14 protein-coding genes are annotated in these 21,986 nt (G+C 47.2%); 5 read left to right on the forward strand and 9 right to left on the reverse strand.

Annotated features, from left to right (window positions below; translation table 11 throughout):
* The first annotated feature begins 4 nt into the window (after positions 1–4).
* From KD145_RS13480 to KD145_RS13490, 3 genes are all read left to right on the forward strand, one after another.
* Positions 5–1,585, forward strand: a complete 1,581-nt coding sequence (locus KD145_RS13480) for a SusD/RagB family nutrient-binding outer membrane lipoprotein (RefSeq protein ID WP_212006387.1) — start codon at positions 5–7, stop codon at positions 1,583–1,585.
* 572 nt (positions 1,586–2,157) lie between these two features.
* Entirely contained in the window at positions 2,158–5,271 is a 3,114-nt protein-coding gene (locus KD145_RS13485; RefSeq protein ID WP_212006388.1) for a SusC/RagA family TonB-linked outer membrane protein, read from the forward strand.
* Between the two features lie 27 nt (positions 5,272–5,298).
* Positions 5,299–6,930, forward strand: a complete 1,632-nt coding sequence (locus KD145_RS13490) for a RagB/SusD family nutrient uptake outer membrane protein (RefSeq protein WP_212006389.1) — start codon at positions 5,299–5,301, stop codon at positions 6,928–6,930.
* 487 nt (positions 6,931–7,417) lie between these two features.
* Here KD145_RS13490 and KD145_RS13495 read toward each other — a convergent pair whose 3' ends face one another.
* The 3 genes from KD145_RS13495 to KD145_RS13505 are packed head-to-tail and all read right to left on the reverse strand — an operon-like array spanning position 7,418 to position 11,158.
* Positions 7,418–8,227 (reverse strand): alpha/beta hydrolase family protein, encoded by an 810-nt coding sequence (locus tag KD145_RS13495; RefSeq protein WP_212006390.1) that lies wholly within the window; start codon positions 8,225–8,227, stop codon positions 7,418–7,420.
* Between the two features lie 5 nt (positions 8,228–8,232).
* On the reverse strand, positions 8,233–10,557 hold the full coding sequence (locus KD145_RS13500) for a M1 family metallopeptidase (RefSeq protein ID WP_212006391.1): 2,325 nt from the start codon (positions 10,555–10,557) through the stop codon (positions 8,233–8,235).
* Between the two features lie 19 nt (positions 10,558–10,576).
* Positions 10,577–11,158, reverse strand: coding sequence for a HupE/UreJ family protein (locus KD145_RS13505; protein ID WP_249219823.1), 582 nt, complete (start codon positions 11,156–11,158; stop codon positions 10,577–10,579).
* 108 nt (positions 11,159–11,266) lie between these two features.
* Here KD145_RS13505 and KD145_RS13510 point away from each other — a divergent pair, with 108 nt between their 5' ends.
* Together KD145_RS13510 and KD145_RS13515 are read left to right on the forward strand one after the other, a co-directional pair.
* Positions 11,267–11,716 (forward strand): DUF6702 family protein, encoded by a 450-nt coding sequence (locus tag KD145_RS13510; protein ID WP_249219824.1) that lies wholly within the window; start codon positions 11,267–11,269, stop codon positions 11,714–11,716.
* Positions 11,717–11,863: 147 nt separating this feature from the next.
* On the forward strand, positions 11,864–12,388 hold the full coding sequence (locus tag KD145_RS13515; RefSeq protein ID WP_249219825.1) for a zeta toxin family protein: 525 nt from the start codon (positions 11,864–11,866) through the stop codon (positions 12,386–12,388).
* Positions 12,389–12,584: 196 nt separating this feature from the next.
* Here the strand turns inward: KD145_RS13515 and KD145_RS13520 are convergent, their stop codons facing one another.
* The 6 genes from KD145_RS13520 to KD145_RS13545 form a co-directional block, all read right to left on the reverse strand.
* On the reverse strand, positions 12,585–12,995 hold the full coding sequence (locus KD145_RS13520; protein WP_212006393.1) for a hypothetical protein: 411 nt from the start codon (positions 12,993–12,995) through the stop codon (positions 12,585–12,587).
* A gap of 227 nt (positions 12,996–13,222) precedes the next feature.
* Positions 13,223–14,515, reverse strand: coding sequence for a phenylacetate--CoA ligase family protein (locus KD145_RS13525; RefSeq protein ID WP_212006394.1), 1,293 nt, complete (start codon positions 14,513–14,515; stop codon positions 13,223–13,225).
* Between the two features lie 9 nt (positions 14,516–14,524).
* The gene (gene acpS, locus KD145_RS13530) at positions 14,525–14,899 is read right to left on the reverse strand and encodes a holo-ACP synthase (RefSeq protein WP_212006395.1); all 375 of its coding nucleotides are present in this window, start codon (positions 14,897–14,899) and stop codon (positions 14,525–14,527) included.
* A complete protein-coding gene (locus tag KD145_RS13535) occupies positions 14,896–16,584 on the reverse strand; it encodes a C45 family peptidase (RefSeq protein ID WP_249219826.1) in 1,689 nt (562 codons plus the stop codon). The genes acpS and KD145_RS13535 overlap by 4 nt, the downstream gene beginning before the upstream one ends.
* A gap of 2 nt (positions 16,585–16,586) precedes the next feature.
* Positions 16,587–18,104, reverse strand: coding sequence for an NAD(P)/FAD-dependent oxidoreductase (locus KD145_RS13540; RefSeq protein WP_212006396.1), 1,518 nt, complete (start codon positions 18,102–18,104; stop codon positions 16,587–16,589).
* Positions 18,091–21,966: a trifunctional MMPL family transporter/lysophospholipid acyltransferase/class I SAM-dependent methyltransferase gene (locus KD145_RS13545; protein WP_212006397.1), complete on the reverse strand. Its 3,876-nt coding sequence runs from the start codon at positions 21,964–21,966 to the stop codon at positions 18,091–18,093. The genes KD145_RS13540 and KD145_RS13545 overlap by 14 nt, the downstream gene beginning before the upstream one ends.
* Positions 21,967–21,986 lie beyond the last annotated feature (20 nt).

Raw genomic sequence — 21,986 nt, forward strand, 5'->3', positions numbered from 1 at the left:
ACCCATGAAAAAACGGACTTTACACATGCTGCTCGTTATCGCCACCGTCCTGCTGAGCAGTGGCTGTACCGGGAAATTCATCGACATCAATAAAAACCCTTACGACTTCGGAGAAGATGAGCTGAAAGGAGATTTCCAGCTGATGGGCGCACCTATGTCGCAGGCCCAGCTGCACCTCCTGCGCTACAACGACCCTCCCACCGCACAACTGCAGCAGAACCTGAATGCAGATATATTTTCCGGTTATATGATGTCGCCCACCCCTTTTGAAGGTAATATCAACAATACCAATTACGGACTGCTGTATTACTGGAACAACCATCCCTGGAACGAGGCCTACAACTGGGTATTCAAAGCCTGTGCCTTCACCCAGGAAAAAGCCAGAGGTAAGTACCCTGATTTTTATGCCTGGGCCCAGATCATGAAAGTAGAAGCCATGCATCGCATCAGCGATATCTTCGGTCCTATTATATACACTCATTTCAGTAACATTAACGAGGATAAAAGCCTGGATTACGACTCCCAGCAGGAGGCTTATTATGCGTTTTTCAAAGATCTTGACAGCGGTATCACGACGCTGACCAATTATGTCAACAGTGGCGCCACACAGCGTTTTCAGTCTTTTGACCTTGTATATAAAGGAGATTATGTCCAATGGATAAAATTTGCCAACACCCTGCGGTTAAGGCTGGCGATCCGTATCTCGGGAGTAGACAAAGACAAAGCCCGCGCTGAAGGCGAAGCTGCTCTGAAACATCCTATGGGCTTACTACAGGACAGCAAAGACAATTTTTCAGTAGACATCTCTCCTGTCACCCATCCGTTGAACATCATGTGTTATACCTGGGCCGACCTGCGTATGAGTGCGCCCATGGAGTCTATACTGACTGGTTTAAAAGACCCGCGCCTGCCGAAATATTTTGTACATACCGATGAGGGGCCTACTGTATACCGTGGTATTCGCAACGGCATCCGTATTTCAGCCAAGGAACAGTATTCCGGCTTTTCGCTGCTGGTACGGCTGGAAAATAAAATCCAGTACATGACCGCAGCCGAAGCCTGGTTCCTGAAAGCAGAAGCAGCCCTTAATGGCTGGGAAGGCGCCGGCACCGCCGCCTATAATTATGAAAAAGGTATCAGCACTTCTTTCGCCCAATACGGACTAACTAACGTTGACGACTATATTAATAACAACACTAACAAGGCCAAACCTTACATAGATCCTAACAATCCTGTCAACAATGTTTCTGCCGGCAGCCAACATTTGAGCACCATCACCATCAAATGGCAGGAAGAGGCATCAGCAGAAGAGAAACTGGAACGTATCATCACCCAGAAATGGATTGCCATGTTTCCCGAAGGACAGGAAGCCTGGAGTGAATTCAGACGTACGGGTTATCCCAAACTGTTTCCCGTAGTGATCAACAACAGTAACCTTACGATCAGCAGCGAAAAATTCATCCGCCGCCTCCCTATGCCACAGATAGAACAGGTCACCAATCCCAAAGCCCTCGCCAAAGCCGTCAAAACACTGAACGGCCCGGATAACGGAGGGACACGATTATGGTGGGATACCAAACCATGAACTGTGATGACTGGTATTGTTTACTATGATGAGTGCTGATGCTCCTGATAAGCGAAGATTAACATATTAATAAATGCAACACCCATTAACTTTTCGTTAATGGGTGTTTTTTTGGGAAGATCTGACAAGATCATTTATCATAATCATCATATCCATCAAAAAAAAATTACAGTGATATAGTACTATTGATCACATCGCACGACATCTTACCTGTAGCGCCTTTCATGGCGTATCCAAATGAAAACAACAAAATAACAAAACAGCAAAATAACAAGCAGCAACGGAGGAGTATCATTCAAAATAAAAATTTCATGTAAGAAAAACAGGCACGAAAAAGTCTGACGGAATCGACCTGAAAAGCAGGATTGTATCTCCGGAGGGATACCTGTGCAAACAAACCACGTTTATTTATTAAAAAACGAGTGGTAAAGGATGGCTTGCGCCATGCTAATGGAGATACTTTTTCCATAGAGCACGTGATAGCAGCTTGTATCAGCCAGGCACGCGATACATACAGTCAGATCTTATCCACAACATTTAAATACCAATTATTAACCAAAAAAAAGGCAAGTATGAAAAAAAACCTACGCCTTATGAAAGTGTGTGCTGTAACGGGAATAGCGCTCACTTCCATATTAGCAGACAATGCTTATGCGAAGGCTGCCGGCTATACTTATGCGCCCACAGCTTCATTCCGTAGCATTTTACAGGAAAGGGAAATCAGCGGTACTGTCCGCGATAACAAAGGGACTCCTCTGCCCGGCGTTTCTGTACAAATAAAAGGTGCTACCAAAGGCGCACAAACCAATGCATCCGGCCAATACCACCTCAGTGCCAAAGCCGGCGACGTATTGGTATTCAGCTCTATCGGTTTCGCTCCTCGTGAAGTGACCGTAGGCACCAGTGCTTCTGTAGATGTAAGACTCGAAGAGAATGTAAAAGGATTGAATGAACTGGTAGTAACAGCGCTGGGTGTGAAAAAGACTGCCAAATCACTGACTTATTCCACACAAAGGCTGGGCGGTGAAGAACTGACCACTGCCAAAGACGCCAACCTCATGAACTCCATCTCCGGTAAAGCTGCCGGTATCACGGTGAGCAGGAGTGGTTCCGGTGTAGGCGGTTCCGTTAAAGTAACCCTTCGTGGTAATAAATCCGCTCAAAGTACCAACCAGCCACTGTATGTAATTGATGGTATCCCCATGACCAACTACAGCACCCAGCAGCCTAACAGTACCTGGGGTGGTAATGGTACCATTACCTTTGCACCTGGTCGTGACGGTGGTGACGGTATCTCCAACCTCAACCCCGACGACGTGGAAAGCGTGTCTGTACTGAAAGGTGCTTCTGCTTCTGCGCTGTACGGTAGTCAGGCAGCCAATGGTGTTATCCTCATCACCACCAAAAAAGGTAAATCCGGCACCTCCAAAGTAGAATTTTCCAGTGGTTTCACCCTCGATAAAATAGCTTACAAACCTAAGCTGCAGAACTCCTATGGCGCCACCAAAGACGGTTCTACCCAAAGCTGGGGCCCTGAAATCACCAATGCCCATGATAACGTCTCCGACTTCTTCCGTAACGGTAATACCTGGATCAACTCCATCAACTTCACCGCCGGTAATGAAAAAGCCCAGACTTATATCTCTTATGCCAACACCAATGCAAATGGTGTAATGCCAGGCAATGACCTCAACCGTCACAACTTCACTTTCCGGGAAACTGCCAAATTCCTGAACGATAAACTGACACTGGATGGTAACGTAAACATCATCACCCAGAAGCTGGATAACGGACCTGTAACCGGCTTGTACTTCAACCCGCTGACCGGTTTGTATCTGTTCCCAAGAGGCCGTGATATGGCACCTTATAAGGACAGCTATACCAAGTTTGACCCCATCCGTCAGATAGACCTCCAGAACTGGCCTTTCAACGAAGACGTACAACAGAACCCTTACTGGATCGTTAACAGAAATACCAGCCAGGCCAGGCGTAACAGGACCCTCTTCAATGCCAGCGCCAAATACGATATCGCTGACTGGTTATATGTTCAGGCCCGCGGTAACATGGACCGTACCAACGATACCTACGATGGTCAGTTCTATGCCGGTACTCACGGCGTACTCTCAGGCCCCAACGGCCGCTATATCATGAGCGACCTTACTACCACTCAGTTTTACGGTGACCTGATCGTTAATGCCAACCGCCACTTCGGCAACTTCAAGCTGAATGCATTGTTGGGTACCAGCATCAACGATACCCGTACCAAAGGCATGAACGGAGACAGCTTTAACGGCGACCTCTATGTAGCTAATTTCTTCACCCTGCAGAACATGACCGCTGGTAGCCAGATACAGACAGTTCCGGAAAACCACAGCCAGCTGCAAGCCGTATTCGGTAACGTGAACCTGTCTTACAAAGACCTCGTGTTCCTTGACCTGAGCGGCCGTAATGACTGGTCTTCCAACCTGGCCTATACTGGTAACGGCTCCTACTTTTATCCCTCTGCCGGCCTTTCCTTCATGCTCCATCAACTCCTCAACCTGCCGGAACCTGTTAGCTACGCCAAACTCCGCGGCTCCTATGCTGCAGTAGGTAACACTGTTCCATGGTACGTAACCAACCCGCTCAACAGGCTGGGTAACGTAGGCGGTACTTTCGTGTTCAACAACCAGGCTCCTTTCAAAGAACTGAAACCAGAAAAAACCAAATCACTGGAAATCGGTACAGAATGGCGTTTCCTGCAGGACAGACTGAACTTCGACTTTACCTACTATAAAACAAATACCACTAACCAGTACTTCCAGATCGCCGTACCACCGGGAACCGGTTACGCCTTCCGCTTCATCAACGCTGGTAACATCCAGAACAGCGGTTTCGAAGTGGTACTGGGATACAATGTGATCAAAACAGACAAATTCCGCTGGAACACCAGCCTCAACTATTCTCAGAACAAAAACAAGGTGATCGAGCTGGCTGACAATATCGACCAGTTTGTGCTGACACCTCAAGGCTCCAACACCTTCGCATCTATCATCGCCAAAGGCGGTTCCTATGGTGACATCTATGGTAAAGTGCTGAAAAGAGATGAAAGCGGTCGTGTGATCATCGGTAAAGATGGTCCGCTGGTAAGCTCCGACCTCGCACTTGTGGGTAATCCTAACCCTAAATGGCAAGGTGGCTGGAGCAACAACCTCAGTTATAAGGACTTCACCCTGAGCTTCCTGATCGATGGTAAATTCGGCGGTAAAGTAATGTCTATGACGGAAGCTGTACTGGACAAATACGGTGTATCCGAAAGAACTGCAGAAGGCCGCAAAAACGGTGGTGTAGCCATCAATGGCGTAGGTGAAAACACCAAGGAAACCATCAGCAAAATTGATGCAGCCCAATGGTATGGTGTTATAGGCGGACGTGACGGTGTTAGTGGCGAGTATATGTACGACGCTACTGTAGTAAGATTCAGAGAGCTGTCTCTTGGTTATGCCGTTCCTTCCAGAGCACTGGGCCGTGGTTTTGTGAAAAACCTCCGTTTCTCACTCGTAGGCAGAAACCTCTTTTATATCTCCAAAAAAGCACCATTCGATCCGGAGATCTCCATGTCTACTGGCAACGGCCTGTCCGGTGTGGATATGTTCGCGCTGCCAGCTACCCGCAGCTTTGGCTTTAACCTGAATGTTGGTTTCTAATGACTGTTCACCTTTAATTCAACACCGATGAAAAAGCTCAGATTCAAACTATATAAGCCAGTAGCAGTCATCGCGCTGGCGGCAGGTATCCTTGGTCTCAATGCCTGTACCAAAAACTTCGAGGAATACAATACAGACAATACCGGGTTGACCGAAGACGCGCTGAGGCCCGATTTCAACTATATCGGTGGCTTCTTCCCGCAGATACAGTCTTCCATCTATTTCAACTTCAACAACACGAACTCCGACTTTCAGCTGCAACAAAACCTGATGGGCGACGTGTACTCCGGTTATCTGATGCCGCCAAATAACTTCCGCGGTAACATCAATAACATGACCTATTCACTGGTAGACGGCTGGAATGCTTCCGCCTTCAACCTGGCTTACAATAACGTGATGGCGCCTATCGCCGAAGTAAAAAGAAGAGGTGCACCGGCTAAAGCTCCTGAGTTCTGGGCCATTGCGCTGATCCTCAAGGTAGAAGCCATGCACCGGGTAACCGATATCTATGGTCCTATTCCTTACAGCTCTTATGGCAGTGGCGGAACTACTTCTGCCTACGACAAACAGGAAGATGTGTACACCCGCTTCTTTAAAGAACTGGATACTGCTGTAACCTCACTGAACACGTATGTAGCCGCGAATCCGGGTGTTTCCCTCTTCAGTAAATTTGATATGTTATATGGCGGTGATTACAAACAATGGGTCAAGTTTGCCAACTCCCTTCGTCTGCGACTGGCGATCCGTATTTCCAACGTAAATCCTGCCAAAGCAAAAGAAGAAGGTGAAAAAGCACTGGACCCCGCCAAAGGTGGCGTGCTGGAAGTCACCAGGGACAATGCCAATGTTTCCGGCTTCGGTCTGAAAAATCCGCTGTTCACTATCGTAACATCCTGGACAGACAACGCCATGAACGCCTCTATGGAGTCTATCCTGGTAGGGTATAAAGACCCTCGTTTGCCTAAATATTTCGACCATGCTACCGCCTATCCCGGCACCTACAAAGGTATCCGTATCGGTAGCCAGGTGACCGCCAAACCGGACTATACCGGCTATTCCGTTCCTGCTAATGCGGAAACCAAAACATTCCGCGCCAACACTCCCATACAGCTGATGACTTCAGCAGAAGTCTTCTTCCTGCGCGCAGAAGCTGCCCTGAGAGGATGGAACAACACCGGAGGAACCCCTGCCGAACTGTATGAAAAAGGCATGCGGGCTTCCTTCGCTCAATGGGATGCCGCTCCGGCTGATGTTAATGCTTATATAGCAGACGATATCAGCAAACCAATTGATTACGTAGATCCCCGCAATGCGGCCAACAACTCCCCTGCGTTGTCTAAAATCACCATCAAATGGAATGATGCCGGCAATTTCAACGAAAAACTGGAACGTATCATCACCCAGAAATGGATCGCTATGTATCCGGAAGGACAGGAAGCCTGGAGCGAATTCAGACGTACCGGCTATCCTAAACTGTTCCCTGTTGTAAATAACTTAAGCAACGGGACCATCAATACCGACATACAAATCAGAAGAATACCATTCCCCAACACAGAATATACTTCCAACAAAGCGGAAGTGGACAAAGCCATCCAGCTGTTAGGCCCCAATCCTAAAGACGAAGGTGGTGTGAGACTCTGGTGGGACATACCTCACTGACTTTGTTAACATACTTATTTTGAATCGCGTGCATAAAAAAAAATGCCGGTCCTATCGAGGACCGGCTTTTTTTATGGTAGTAGTATGCTAACAATGTGTAGCAATTACACATTAAAAAAAGTTAAAAAATATTTTATGGAGATGGTACCATCGGGGAGTTGATCCGACTCCTTTGCCGGGGGATCAACAGACAGTTCGCAAAACCTATAGACTAATAACGTTAACGCACACACGATTCTGACTGCATGCTCATTGAAGACACAACGATAGTAATATCCATCTACGATGGGATAAAAGCAAATGATTTCGCTTAGCATTCAACTTAGGTCACATGAAAATAATCCGGCCGCCTGTAGTCTTACCTCCGGCCGTCTTTTTCCCTTTGCGACAAACTTATTTTTCATAGATCAACAGGACATATTAGCAAGTTAAAAAGCCGTCCCGATCCCGGGACGGCTTCTTTATGCCTGAATGTGACGGTTATTATTTACTGAAAGAAACGATGGAAAAAGAGTAACTGATACTGTATCGAATTGGCCCAGTAATCCCAGTCGTGTTGCCCGGCACGTTCCGTATAGTCGTGATCGATACCTTTTTCGAGCAGTTTTTTATGCAGGTCGCGGTTCACGTCGATATAGAAATCCTTTACACCACAATCAATGATCATGGGCAGGGTACCAGGTTTCAGCCTGTCGAGCTGACCGATGACCGTGTAATCGGTCCAGTTGGCGCCGTTTACGCCAGGTGCACCCAGTCTTTTGGCAATATCCCAGTTTTTGGGGAATGGCCTGAAATCCACGCCACCACTGATACTGCCGGCTGCGCCAAACACTTCCGGATGACGGATGGCGAGATACAGCGCACCATGGCCGCCCATACTAAGCCCTGTAATAGCGCGGTAATGCGGTTCGGGCAGGGTTTGGTAGTGTTGGTCAATATATGCCGGTATTTCTTTTCCTACATAGGTCTCAAACCGTATAGTGCTGTCTACCGGACTATCGACATACCAGCTGCTGATCGCTCCATCCGGGCATACGATCATGCATTGGTAGGTATCGGCCAGTTCTTTTACAGCAGGTACTTTACGGACCCAGTTGGCATAATTACCGCTATGACCGTGCAGCAGGTACACCACCGGATAACGCCGGGTGCCTTCCTTATAGGAAGCCGGTGTAATAACCACGCACTTGTAACTGCGGCGCATAGCTGCACTGGGAATGCTGATGGTATCAACATCCGCAGCGCGGACCGTCTGCAGGAAGAACAAAAACAAAAAGAGGGTGAGCGTGTGTTTCATCGACATTATTTATTAAGGGCTTTTTTCATCGGATTATCGCCGGTGGACGCACCTCTTACGCTGGTAGCGCTTTTAAACATTTCGAACCGGGAAGGGCTTGCTTCACGCGGCCAGCTGTTATTGCTTTCGTCGATATCAGCTGTTTCGCGGAGCGGGTCCAGTTTCAGCGATACTACTTTTTTGTCTTTCGCAAATACTTTGGTAACCTGGTTTTCATTTTTACGCCAGATGTAAGCAGAGATGCGGTCTGTTTCCTTAGTACCATCTGCAAATGTCCATTCCAGGATCAGCGGCATTACCAGTCCGCCTACGTTGGAAAAAGTCACTTCATAGAAGTTCTTTTTGCTGTCGTACATCGCTTTTTCTTCGGGAGACAGGCTGCTGTAGAACTGCTCATAGGCAGCTTTGTCTTCGCTGGTCACTTCAAAGCGGTTCCATTTGCTGTAGAAATCCTGCAGGCTGGTGTCCTGATCTACTGCAAATTTAATACCTGCAGCTTTGTTGCGCTGACGGGCTACATGGTCCATACTTTTATCATAGGCGGCCTTGGCGGCCTTGTTGGATTCAGCCGGATTTTTAGCGTCCATGCTGTACCATTTTACGCTGTCGATGGAGATGTCTACCGGTTCGGTGGTAAAGAACCATCCGCGCCAGAACCAGTCCAGGTCTACAGCAGAAGCATCTTCCATGGTACGGAAGAAATCTGCCGGCGTAGGATGTTTAAAGGCCCAGCGGCGCGCATATTCACGGAAGGCAAAATCAAACAGTTCGCGGCCCATTACGGTTTCACGCAGGATATTGAGGGCTGTGGCTGGTTTGGCATATGCGTTCGGTCCAAACTGAATAATATTTTCAGAATTGGTCATGATCGGTTCCAGCTGATCTTTCGGCATTTTCATGTAGTCAACGATCTTATGTGCCGGACCACGGGAGGAAGGGAAGTTGCTGTCCCACTCCTGTTCAGCCATAAACTGGCAGAAGGTGTTCAGTCCTTCATCCATCCAGGACCACTGCCTTTCGTCGGAGTTGACGATCATGGGGAAGAAGTTGTGGCCTACTTCGTGGGTGATCACGCCTATCATACCATTTTTGGTCGCTTCGGAATAACTACCGTCTTTATCAGCACGGCCGTAGTTGAAGCAGATCATCGGGTATTCCATACCGCTGGCTGCTTCTACAGAGATGGCCACCGGATAAGGGTACGGGATGGTATGTTGGGAGTAGGATTTGACAGTATGCGCCACCACTTTGGTAGAATAACGGCGGTAGAGCGGGTAAGCCTCCGGACCATAGTAAGACATGGCCATCACTTTATTGCCTTCCACATTGGCAGGCATAGCATCCCATACGAGGCGGCGAGAAGAAATAAGTGCGAAGTCGCGCACATTCTGTGCTTCGTACACCCATGTTTTACGGGCACCTGCTTTATTCTGCATGGCTTTTTTCGCTTCATCCAGTGTCACTATTTCCACTGGCTCTTTGCTGGTTTGGGCCTGTTGCCAGCGCTGGAACTGTGCAGGAGACAGCATTTCCTTATAGTTCTGGCATTCACCGGTAGCACCGATGATATGGTCGGCGGGTACGGTAAAGCGTACACGGAAATTGCCGAAAGCGAGGGCAAATTCGCCTCTGCCGGTGAACTGTTTGTTCTGCCATCCCTGGAAGTCGGAATACACTGCCATACGAGGATACCACTGTGCGATAGTGTAGAGGTAGTTGTTGTCTTCCTGGAAATATTCATAACCCCCACGGCCACCAGTCACCATACGATTAGACAGGTTGTACCACCACTCTACCTTGAAGCGGTATTTCTCTCCCGGCATCAGGGTTTTAGGCAGGTCTATCCGCATCATCGTCTGGTTGATGGTATAAGGCAGCGTTTTACCATCCGCATCGGTCACTTTCACGATTTTTACGCCCAGATCGCCGGTAGGAGGCAGCATGCCGCTGATTTCCCTTAATGTCATTTTATCAGACATCTTACTACCGTCGAAGCTGCGGTTATCGCTTTTCGGGTCATGCTCGTTCTCATCCAGCTGCAGCCAGAGGTAGGTAAGCGGGTCCGGAGAATTATTAAAGTAGGTGATGGTTTCAGCACCTGTCAGTTTCTGTTTGGCATCATCCAGTTCGGCCGCGATTTCATAGTCGGCGCGTTGTTGCCAGTATTTAGGCCCCGGGGCCCCGGAAGCGGAGCGGTACATATTGGGCGTCTGCAGCATTGTTCCCAGCTGCTCGAAGCGGTTACCATGGTTGGATCCCGGGTTGTTTTGTGCATGCAGTGTAACAGCAGTACTGCATAAAATACCAAGGAGGTACAGATTTTTTCTCATAGACGGATTTAGATTTCAATTATTTCAAGAGCTCTCTTACGCCCTGGACAACCATGAGGAAGGCAATACCAAAGGTAGCAGAAGATAAAAACATATTCCAGTCGCGGCGGCTTACCCGCCCAATGTTGACAAGCGTCCCTGACAGCAGCATCACTACGGCCACAATGAGCAGCTGCCCGAATTCCAGTCCGATGTTAAAACCCAGCAGCGGCTGCACGATATTGGCCTGTGTGCCCAGCAGGCTTTTCAGATAATTGGAAAAACCCAATCCATGGATCAGGCCGAAGAACAAAGCATAGAAGTAGTTGAGCTGCAGATTCTGCGGCGCCTCATCTCTTCTCAGAATGTTGGATAGTGCTGTAATACAAATGGTCACCGGAATCAGGAACTCCACCAGGGAACTAGATATCCTAATAATGTGTAATACACTTAAAGCCAGCGTAATAGAATGCCCGATGGTGAAGGCTGTCACTAAAACCAGCAGCTTTTTCCATTCTTTTACCAGATAAATCGCACTCAGGGCAATCACAAAAAGAATGTGATCATAACCTTCCCAATTGAGAATATGTTGCCATCCCAGCTCAAAATACAACGCGTCCATTGCCCTACTTTTATCTAAATTTGGTAATTATAGAAACTAAAAATTAATTTTCCCAAAAAAATTAGTCTAGTGGGTTTATTATTATGTAAATGGTGGACAATCGCCTGCATGGCCATTCTACACCCATTCTATGTGAGTGTTACCGAGATCACGCACAATGCAGCCAAAAAGGAACTGGAAGTCAGCTGCCGTATTTTCACCGACGACCTGGAAAGTACGCTGAAAGCACAATACAACACCACCTTTGATATCACCAAACCCGCCAACCGGCAGCAGGTCGATAAACTCATCGCCGATTACCTCTCCCATCACTTTCAGCTGACACTCGACGGGAAACCAGTACCCCTGCGCTTTCTGGGCTATAAGATTGAAGAAGATGCCGTATGGAGTTTCCTGGAAGCAGACAACATCCCCACCCCCAAAAAGGTGATGATCAAAAATGATATCCTGTACAAACAACATCCCAGTCAGATCAATATGATCCATGTGATCGTTGGCGGGAAAAGGAAAAGTACGAAGCTGGATAATCCGAAAGCAGATGCTTTAATAGAATTCTGATTATATGCCGAATCTTTATATCATATCAGGTTGCAATGGTGCAGGTAAAACTACCGCCAGTTTTACCATCCTACCGGAGATACTGCATTGCAGGGAGTTTGTGAATGCGCTGCAGGTCTGTCTCCCTTTAATCTGGAAAAAGTAGCAGTGGAAGCCGGAAAGCTAATGCTCAAAAGGATTCATCAACTACTGGAAGAAAAAGAGGATTTTGCATTTGAGACAACACTGGCGACGAGAAGTTATAAGTCACTGGTAGAAAAAGCGAAAAAAGCGGGTTATAAGGTGGTGTTGCTGTATTTCTGGCTTAGTTCGCCAGCCCTTGCCAAAGAAAGGGTCGCCAACAGGGTGAAGAAAGGAGGGCATAACATTCCCCCGGATGTAATTGAGCGTCGATATTATAGAGGAATTCATAATCTTACAGCACTATATATTCCAGTATGTGATGAGTGGATAGTAGTAAGAAATGAAGATACCGTACCTGAAGAAATTAGCATAAATTCTAAGAAAAGAGAATTTGAAAAGTTATCTGACAAAGTGATGAAAGGCATGAAAATAGCCCTTCGAAGACTTGTTGAAAAAAGTGCCGCCAACAATGAAGAACTGGTTATTGGCGATAAAAATGGTCAAATCAAGGTTGTACAAGCCAATGACTTGCTGAGCTCAGTTCAATAGCATTACTGCCCTGTTTAGTTACATTCCCCTCAATTTATCACGTAACTTCTCCAGCGTTCGTAACCTTACATTTACCTGTACCAAAAGCGGACAATATCAAGCAAAGCAGTTTTATAAAATCCTTATTATCAACAGCCTCTGCTGACTGGCATTCTTTTGGCGGAAAATCGGGCTTTTTAAATATTCTAGTTGACAATTAAATTTTGGCGGTACCAAGATGGTAATACTCGAAAACTGTTCTTATCTCACTACAATGTTGGATGTTCTCCTCTAACTTTCTAATGATGAAGTCCAAATGCCGTTTACCGGATTTACCTTTTTTAAGGTTTTCCAAATTTTTATCATTCATCACTTGGTCTAAATTTTTCTGGAGAATACGAATACCTTGTTCAAAGGTCAGTTGTTGCATTATCTCCTTTTCTTGGGCATTATTCGCAATCATATAAGTAGTAAGATCATTAATTAAATCTGTATTCAACTTCTTTAGGAATTCAAATTTTTGAATTGCGTATTCGGTATCCTCTCGAGGTTCTTTATAATAAGTATAAATGAATGTTAGAATAGCCATAAGAGTTCCAAGAGTTGTCCAGAATAAGGAAGCATCCATTACATGTAGTTTTTTCTTCTTTAAAATAAGACATTCTAATTTAATCTTTAAATAAACTTATGTTTACATCAAGTTCAAATAATGAGATAGACTAAAACAACGAAAACCACAACTATCGCTAGCTTTGAAACTTCTCAGCAATCTCTTTGGAATTCTAAATAATAAAACAGGGCTGACCCAAAACCGGCCAACCCCTAGTTGTTTACTATCGAAAATACAAAACAGCCTTAATTCCTATTATCCACAAACTTCACCGGCTTTCTACTATTCTCCGGAAACTGCATCCGAATAATCTCTTGCTGGCTGCAGTATTTCACCTGTGGTATTACTCTCAGTTTAGCCTGAAGATAGGATTTTATTTTGCGATCCATCTCTTCTGATTCTTCTGTAGGCCAGAGGTGTAGCAGGATTTCATCGGTGCCCAGTTCATTGGAATACACTTCTACTACAAACTCTTTCACTTCTTCCATATCGTTGAGCAGGTCGAATAAAGCAGGTGGATACAGGGTGGTACCTTTATATTTGATCATCTGTTTTTTCCGGCCGATAACGGGAGATAGCCGCAGGGTATGACGGCCGCAGCTGCAGATATCCTCGTGGTACTGACAGATGTCACCTGTTTTATAGCGCAACAGCGGCATTCCTTCCACGCCCAGGGTGGTGATAGTTACCTCTCCTTCTTCGCCGGGAGCTACAGGCTGATTGTTTTCATCCAGCAGCTCTACATACAACAATTCAGGGTGATGGTGGCCGCCACGGCCTTCCTTACATTCGGTAAAGGCGGTCTGCATCTCTGTGGAAGCGTAGGTGGAATACAGTTGGATATTCCATTGCTCTGTAATTTTTTTGCCCAGTACGTTGAGGGAGAAATCCGTGTTACGGATATTTTCACCGATGCAGACGGCTTTCCTTACAGAAGTTTCATTGATATTGATATGATGTTCTTTCGCGTAAGCGATCAGTTTTACGATAAAGGAAGGTACACCTACGATGGTAGTAGGTTTGATGCGTTTGATGTTCTCCCACTGCATGCTGGGCACGCCGGGGCCTACACGCAGTACGCCGGCACCCAGCTTGCGGATACCGTTGTAATAGGCCATACCGGCCATAAACTGCCGGTCGAGGGTAAGCATCAGCTGGTAAATATCATTTTCTGTTCCATCTGCGCAGCAGAAGGAAATGTATTCGTTGTAGCTAAGCCGTTGCAGATCTTTTTCTGTGAGGGCGATGATCACAGGACGGCCCAGTGTACCGGAGGTAGTGGTATATTCCGCGATCCTGCTTTTATCCACACAGAGGAATTCCCAGTTGTGTTCCTGCAGCTCTTCTTTTGTTACGGGTGGTATCTGGCTGAAGTCTTCCAGCGTACGCACCTGATCGGGCCGGATATCATGTTTCTTAAACCACGACCGGTAAAAGGGAGAGAACTCACGCAGATAACCTAATAACCGCATGACTTCCTTTTCCTGGAATGCTTTGATATCTGTCTGTGATTGAAGTTCAATATCCGGGATGTACATATGTAATCTTTAGTTTTCGAGAATCACCATTGCCACGGCTGCATTTTTTTCGTGTGACAATGACACCCATATTTTTTTGACACCCAACGATGCGAATCTGTCGTTATGCGCCAGCAGAAACAGTTCCGGCCGGCCAGCTGCATCATTGCGTATTTCTATTTCGTTGAAGTTGACACCACCATTACCCCAGCCGGTGCCTAATGCTTTCAGGAAGGCCTCCTTGGCGGCAAAACGAGCTGCATAACTCTCTCCCGGAACCGCCTGCTGCTCACAGTACCTGATCTCCAGCGGCGTAAACACCAGCTCGCGGAAACCTTTTCCCTTAGCCACTTTGTCTGTTATGCGGGCTACGTCTGTAATATCAGTGCCTATGCCAACAATCATTGTTTGCTGAGTTTAGCGTTACATTTTTCCAGCTGTTTGCGGATATGCGTTTCTTCTCCTTTGGTGGCGATCACTTTGCTGAGGGCCGTTTCATAGTATTGTCTGGCTTCGGTATAGTTACCACGTTTGAAGTGGTAGTCACCGGCCAGTACATAAGTATGATAAAATTCCGGGTTGGAAGCTACCAGCGCTTTCGTGTCAATTGTTTTGCCATCCTGCATTTGCGCTTTCAGCTGACGGAACACCTGAAAAGCAGCGTAGTCTTTTGTCAGCAGGAAAGAATCGGCGGGGACATTCTGCACACTGTCATACACTTCATGATCACTATCGAGGCCATGCATGCTGAAGATCTTGTTGAGATCATAGGCTACAAACTGCCCCAGCTGCCAGGGTGCGGCGGATACCCATACCATTCTTTTCTTTGGCTCAAATACAATGGCATGGTGTGCGATGAACTGATTGATGGCCTTTTCATTACCCATCCCGATATCGGCGCCATGCAACCCTTTACGGTCACGGAGGATGCTGATCGTTTTCTGTACGGTATTCGGACCTTTTTCTTTCAGCAGCTCATTCAGCCGCTCATAGCGGTACTGGGAAGCACTCTCGCTGATCTGCAACTTATTGGAAGCCAGACTGCCCAGTGAATCGCCCTGGAAGTGGTTAGTACAGGTGATAAAGCTCTTTTTGGGATCATAGAGGTCCATGCCTTCCGGCGTTTTCTCTATCACCACTGCTTTGTTATCTGCTGCAGAACCAATCAGAAAAGACTCTGAAACGAACATTTTGCGCTTCCTGGCAATATCCCAGGCCTCCTGTATGTTGCCGGCATATTGTAATATCTCTCTGGCCACCAGTGAAACAGGTGTTGCTGCGCCGGAAGGCACACTGGTTTTGGCTGCGTTGATGGTGACGGTCAGTCCTTTATCGTTCATGCCGGAAACCACGCCGGTGAAACCACCCCAGGTAACGAACATAAAGTTGTTCCCTTTATCGGGATGATAAAACACGACCATTTTATCTTCTGCAAACTGATCACCCATGTAGAAGTCGAAGTTGCGGCCGATGATCAGGCTGCTGTCTGCCGACTGATCATTCCAGGTACCAAAGGAAGTACAACCTACCAGCATCATGCCTTGCAGCGCGTGACCAATATCGTGGGCACCGTGGTAGTTCATCAGCCTTTCGTAGTTACTGCCGATATAGTCGTAACCGTTAGCCGCAGAAAAAGATTCTCCATAAATCTCTTCTTTAAACTCCTCCGCCACATGATTGGAGAGATCACGGTTAAACCAGCCGATGAAATATTTCAGAAAATGCAGGTAGAAAGTAGAAGGAATCATTTTTTTGATCTGTCCTACAAAAACATCTTCCTGATGGCGGATCAGCTCTCCGGACAGTTTGCCGTTGATAACGCCTCTTTCAAAGGGCGCTCCTTCCACGTACATTTCGTAGAGGCCGCTGTTGCTTTTACGGAACCAGCTGTTGCCGATGGTCCAGGCGGTGCTGTCCAGCTGTTTGCGCTGAAGCTGTAAGGCAGACTTGTCGGCGATCGCCGGAGGCGTCATACGGCTTACAGCCACCAGATAGATGGCCAGTGCGATAAACAGTACCAGGATGGTGCCCAGGCAATACAACAGTACCCGTCCTAACTTACGCCATCCGCTTCTTTTTTTCTTTTCCACTTTTATTTAAGTATTGACTGATTAATTTCATCTACCAGGAATTCCATTCCCAATAGTTCTGCTGAAGTGATCACGCTGCTCATGGTGACCCCTAAAATCCCATGCAAGTTCAGGTTTTGCCCTGTAAGATACAAATTAGACAGCCGGGTACGGGCCGAAACCATGGTCCGCAGCGGATCTGTGTTATCTTTCAGGATACCGTACATGCTGCCGTCGCCGGTACCGATATAATCGCGGTAAGAGAGTGGTGTCGCCACATAGTACGACTGCACACAATTCCGGAATCCCGGGAACTTTTTCTCCACACAATCTATAAGCTGTTCGGCCTTCTGTATTTTAAATGCTTCGTAGTCTTCGCCCCTGCTGGCTTCCTTTTGTTCTGTATTAAAAGTATGCTGCCAGGGAGCCAGCTCATCATAACGCATATACGTCATGATCGACAGACTGTCGGCATAGGTTTCGTGCCGGGAGCTGGCAGATACATACATGGCGTAGGTTTGCGGCCAGTCGGCGGCTGTATAGCGAATACCGGCCCAAGCATCATCTGTGGCATGATAATAATAGTTGTGGTTGAGATACCGGAAGGTACCAGGTTTTAATACCACATTGAGCACAAAACCACCACAGGAATTTTCCAGATTCTGCATCCGGGAACGGTAAGCACCGCGTATCATCTCACTTTCTGTCATCGCTGTGGTTTGTGCAGGATGCAGGTTGGAAATAAAATGGCTGGCATATGCCTTTTCTCCGTTTTCCAGTACAATATGGTCTACGCGGTCACCCTGACCTACAATCCTTTCCACCTGTGTATTACGCACTACTTCACCACCGTTTTCGGTGATCTGCCGGCACAGCAGGCGGGCTATCTGCGAGCCTCCGTCTACACATTTCCAGGAGCTGTGCATATAACTGTTTAACACCAACGCATGTACGTAGAAAGGTGTTTTTCCCTTCACACCGGCATATAACAGGTTGTTGCCTGCCAACACCTGCTGCAGGCGGGTATTGGAAGTAATACCTTCCAGCACTTCCGCAGCGTTGAGGTGCAATACACTTTGTTTTTCTTCATAATCCCCTACCCGCAGGTTATATAAGGGAAATTTGCTGCACACTTCACTAATCTTGTCACAATAGGCATGCAGGGCCTCTTCTTCTTCGGGGAAATCAGCCAGCAGGGTGCGGATGAATTGGTCCCTGCCCTGTGCAATCCGGTATACTTTATCTTCTGCGCCGAAATTGATATGATCAAAACCATCCGTATCCATTCTTTTCAGCTTCAGCTTATCGAGGATACCTACATACTTGAATACCTTATGCAGATTTTCGCCTTCTCCAAGCCCTCCGATATAGTGTACCCCGGAGTCGAAAATGACTTTATCACGGGAAAAAGTCTGAAGGCAACCACCGGGTTGACGGTTCTTTTCGTATATGCGCACCCTGTATCCGTTCCGGCTCAGGATTGCACCGCATACCAGGCCACCGAGGCCGCTGCCAATGATGATGACATCATAGTTGTGCATAATTTTTTTGGGGAGATTTTTTAATAACAAATATTATATTGGATGTGTACCGGGTGTTGTCTATCTCTTCCGCTACTGCACCATATTTGCCAACCATACTCCGCACATGCGAAGCAGATAAAAACGACAACTGCCTGTTCTTCGTCTTATTAAATCCTATTACCCGGGTAGATAAAAATTCACTGAATCTGGTGCCTTCATGCCGCTGCTTTTTGTCGCTGTCGCCATCCCGTACGATGATCACACCGTTGGGCTCCAGGCCGTCAATGCATTGCTGCAACAGCTGCTCCTGCTCTTCCGGTTGCAGATAATGCAACACATCACTCAAAATAAAGGCATCGTATTTTTTAAATGGTGTATCAGAGATATCACCATGAATAAACTGAAGATTGTCTGGTTTACCATAACCATGCGCTGCTGTCGCTATTTTATCTTCATCATAGTCCACACCGGTAATCTGCCTGCCGGGAGCGGCATAGCTGAGCATGTAGTCCATAAAACCGTAGCCGCAGCCCAGGTCCAGTATACGGCCTTCGTGAGGCAACAACTGATGGAACAGCTCGTAGTTGCCTTCCAGACTGGTTTTTACACGCATATACCATTCCAGCACAGGACCTTTGTAGATGAAGTTGTATTTCAACTGCTCCCTGAAATAAACAGGCACTTCTATTTCCTGGCGCAGCAGTTCGTATTGTTGTTTGAAATAACGGCTGATAGATTTCGTACGGGCGCTGTAGTTATCTCCCCAGGAAGTATCCTGCGGGGTAATACGCGGCAGGTATTTTACGGTTATCTGTCCGTCTTTCAGCAGGAAGTCGCCTTTAGTCATCGTATAGGCGGTACCGTGAATAATGACCGGTAAGATGTCCAGCCCCAGCTCTTCTGCAATATAAAAAGCGCCTTTATGGAAGCGTTTGATCGTGGTATCAGGCGATCTGGTGCCTTCCGGATATACCACAATGGAATATCCTTCCGCTACCCTTTCCCTGAGTTTTTCGATGGCACCTTCTGCGCCATCTGCCACCGGGTAATAGTCTGCCAACCGCACTACTGCACCAAATACAGGCGAACGCCATACCCACTGGTTAGTCAGCAGGATCACCTTCGGATTCAGCATCGTAGATACCAGGATGTCCAGGAAAGACTGGTGGTTGCTGATGATCACGGCGGGCTTTTCCAGCTGCTCATTATCCGGGTTGATTATCCGTTTTTTTACATTGCCCATGATGTACAACACACTCCGGGTATAAGCCGATAAGATGCGGTGATACAACAGTTTGCCTTTGGTTTTATTAAAAGGATTGATCTTTATCAGACAGTAACCCACTACTGTCATGATCAGACATCCAACTGTAAAATAAGTGAAGGAAAACACTGACAACACCAGTCCTTTACAGGTCCACGGCGCATATCCCTTTTTCACCCTGTTGGTGATCAGCCAGTTGAACAACACCGGTATCATCACCTGAGAAATCAATACCACCGTGCTGATGCCAATGATGGAGATCAATGCGATAGACTGCAGAGATGGATGTTTGGCGAAGATGAGCACACCCAGTCCGAGGATAGTGGTGATGGCAGACAGGAAGATGGAGGATTTGAAAGAAGACAGGGTCTTTTTGCCCGTCTTGTATTCCTGCAACAGCCCGTCCATCATAAATATGCTGTAGTCATCTCCCAAACCAAAAATAAAAGTGGAAAGGATAATGTTGACAATATTAAACTTGATCCCCAAAAGGCCCATGATGCCCAGTATCCATATCCAGCTGATAGCCATCGGTACAAAGGTGATAAGAGCCAGTTCCAGCCTGCCATAGGAAAGCAACAGGGCTGTAAATACCAGCAGGGAAGTCATCCAGGCGATACTGTTGAATTCTTCTTTGATCACTTCCACCAGGCGGTTGGCAGCGTATTGTTTGTCCAGCACCGTAGTATGTCCAAACTTTTCAAAGGCGGTATATACGGACTGCTTATGGTCCGGATCTACTTTCAGCAGTGTAACGATCGCTGTCTTACCATTTTTCTGTATGATAAAATCACCCAGACTGCCATTGCGGATGATCTGCAGTGCTTCGGGAGAAATTTTTTCAAAAGGATGCTGCAACAGTTCATCAAACCGATTAAAAGCTGTGGCACTGAAACCCGTTGCCGGGCCGTTGCTTCGCAACCAGTTCATCAGCTGTGCTTTCTTTTCCGGTGTCCAGTAGTGGTTCCAGCGGTCTATGCGGGCCTGCTGTTCTTTGGCAGATAACAGCAACGCCTGTACGCCGGCATACTTTTTCACGACACCGGCAGCCTGCAGCTCATGGATGGCGGGCATCAGCTGCTCACCATTTTCAAGGGCTGCTTCCAGGTTGGCACCGTCGGTCACTACATATACGGAGCGCGCTGTATAGGAATTGATGGAATTAAGATGTTCTTCCGCCGCCTTCAGCTTAGGAGACATAAAATTCATCCGCATCATATCACTTTCGAATGATACGTTGCGGGCGGTGAAGAAAAATACAATGGTCAGCAGGAAGATGGCGCCTACCAGGTATTTGTTTTTCTCCGGTTTCAGGGCAGAGAAGCGGTCCAGCCAGTTATCGTGGTGAGTATGTGGCTGTTCAGCATTTTTGCCTAATACAATCCAATGTGGTAAAAAGATGAGTGAGAAGAGTGCTGCGCCTACCAGGCTGAGAGCTGCAAACAGCCCTACATCCTGCAGCATGGGCGAATGCACAAACTGCAAACAAAGAAAACCGCCTACAGTAGTAAAGCTGCCCAGCGTCATGGGAGTAGCCAGATCAGCAATCACTTCGCGGATATCGGGTGAATGCCGGTAGTGGTTAAACACATGCAGGGAGTAGTTGACAGCGATGCCCAGCACCACTGCGCCTGCGCCCAGCGCCATTACCGCAATATGTCCTTTGATCAGGTAGATGCAGGCCAGGGAGAAAAGACCTCCGAAAGCTACAGGCAACATCACCAGCAGGGGTGCGCGTTTTTTCCGGAAAAACAGTGCGATAAGCGCTACCAGCAATACCACGGTGATACCTTGTGTGAGCAGGGTGTCCTGCCGCAACTGGGTGGCGTTGCCGGCTGAAACAGCGGTACCGCCGAAATAGCTGACACTGATATCAGGATACTGAGCGGCCAGGCTGTCTTTAATATGATCGAGGCCCTGCAGGAATTTAGCGTTTATCTTTGTCGCACCCGGCGGGTTGGCCGGTGTAATAAATATCATCAGATGACGATGATCTTTCGTCATCACATAACTGTCGTATAATTCAAACTGATCATCATACTGCAGGTGTTGCAGTTTCTTCACGCCTATCCAGGAAATACCCACCGGGTCGGCCTGTATCATCTTCTTTAATACCAGGCCTGCAGGGGATATCAGCGTATTATAATCATATTGCAGGGATTGCTGCAATTGTGCAGGTGTGATCAGGCTGTCTATTTTGGCATAGTCGCCGGCTTCCAGAAAAACGGGCAGATGGTCCTGTATCACCTGCATCAGTCCCATGACCATCGTATCGTTTGCCTGGCCCTGTATCTCGTGGATATAAGGCGACAACTGACTTCCGGCACTGCTGATCAGAGAGGAAGCGCAGGCAGTGAGACTGTCAGGCAATGGTGCGTGGGTAGTATCTTTCTGCGAAAGGGTAACTACCAGCTTATCAGCGAACCGGGAGTCCTGGAAGACCTGCTGCAGTTTGTCCAGTTTTTTGTCCTGGGGTAAAATCTTAGTGATATCTTCTTCCAGCCTGATACGCGATGCTAAAAAGCCAACCAGCGCAAAACTCACGAGGGTACAACACCACAGCGCGGTTTTATGCCGGTCAAAAAAATTATAGATCGCTACGAAAAGACTGCTCATATTTATATCAATTTCGAATT

It is taken from the genome of Chitinophaga sp. HK235 (genome assembly GCF_018255755.1).
GTDB lineage: Bacteria > Bacteroidota > Bacteroidia > Chitinophagales > Chitinophagaceae > Chitinophaga.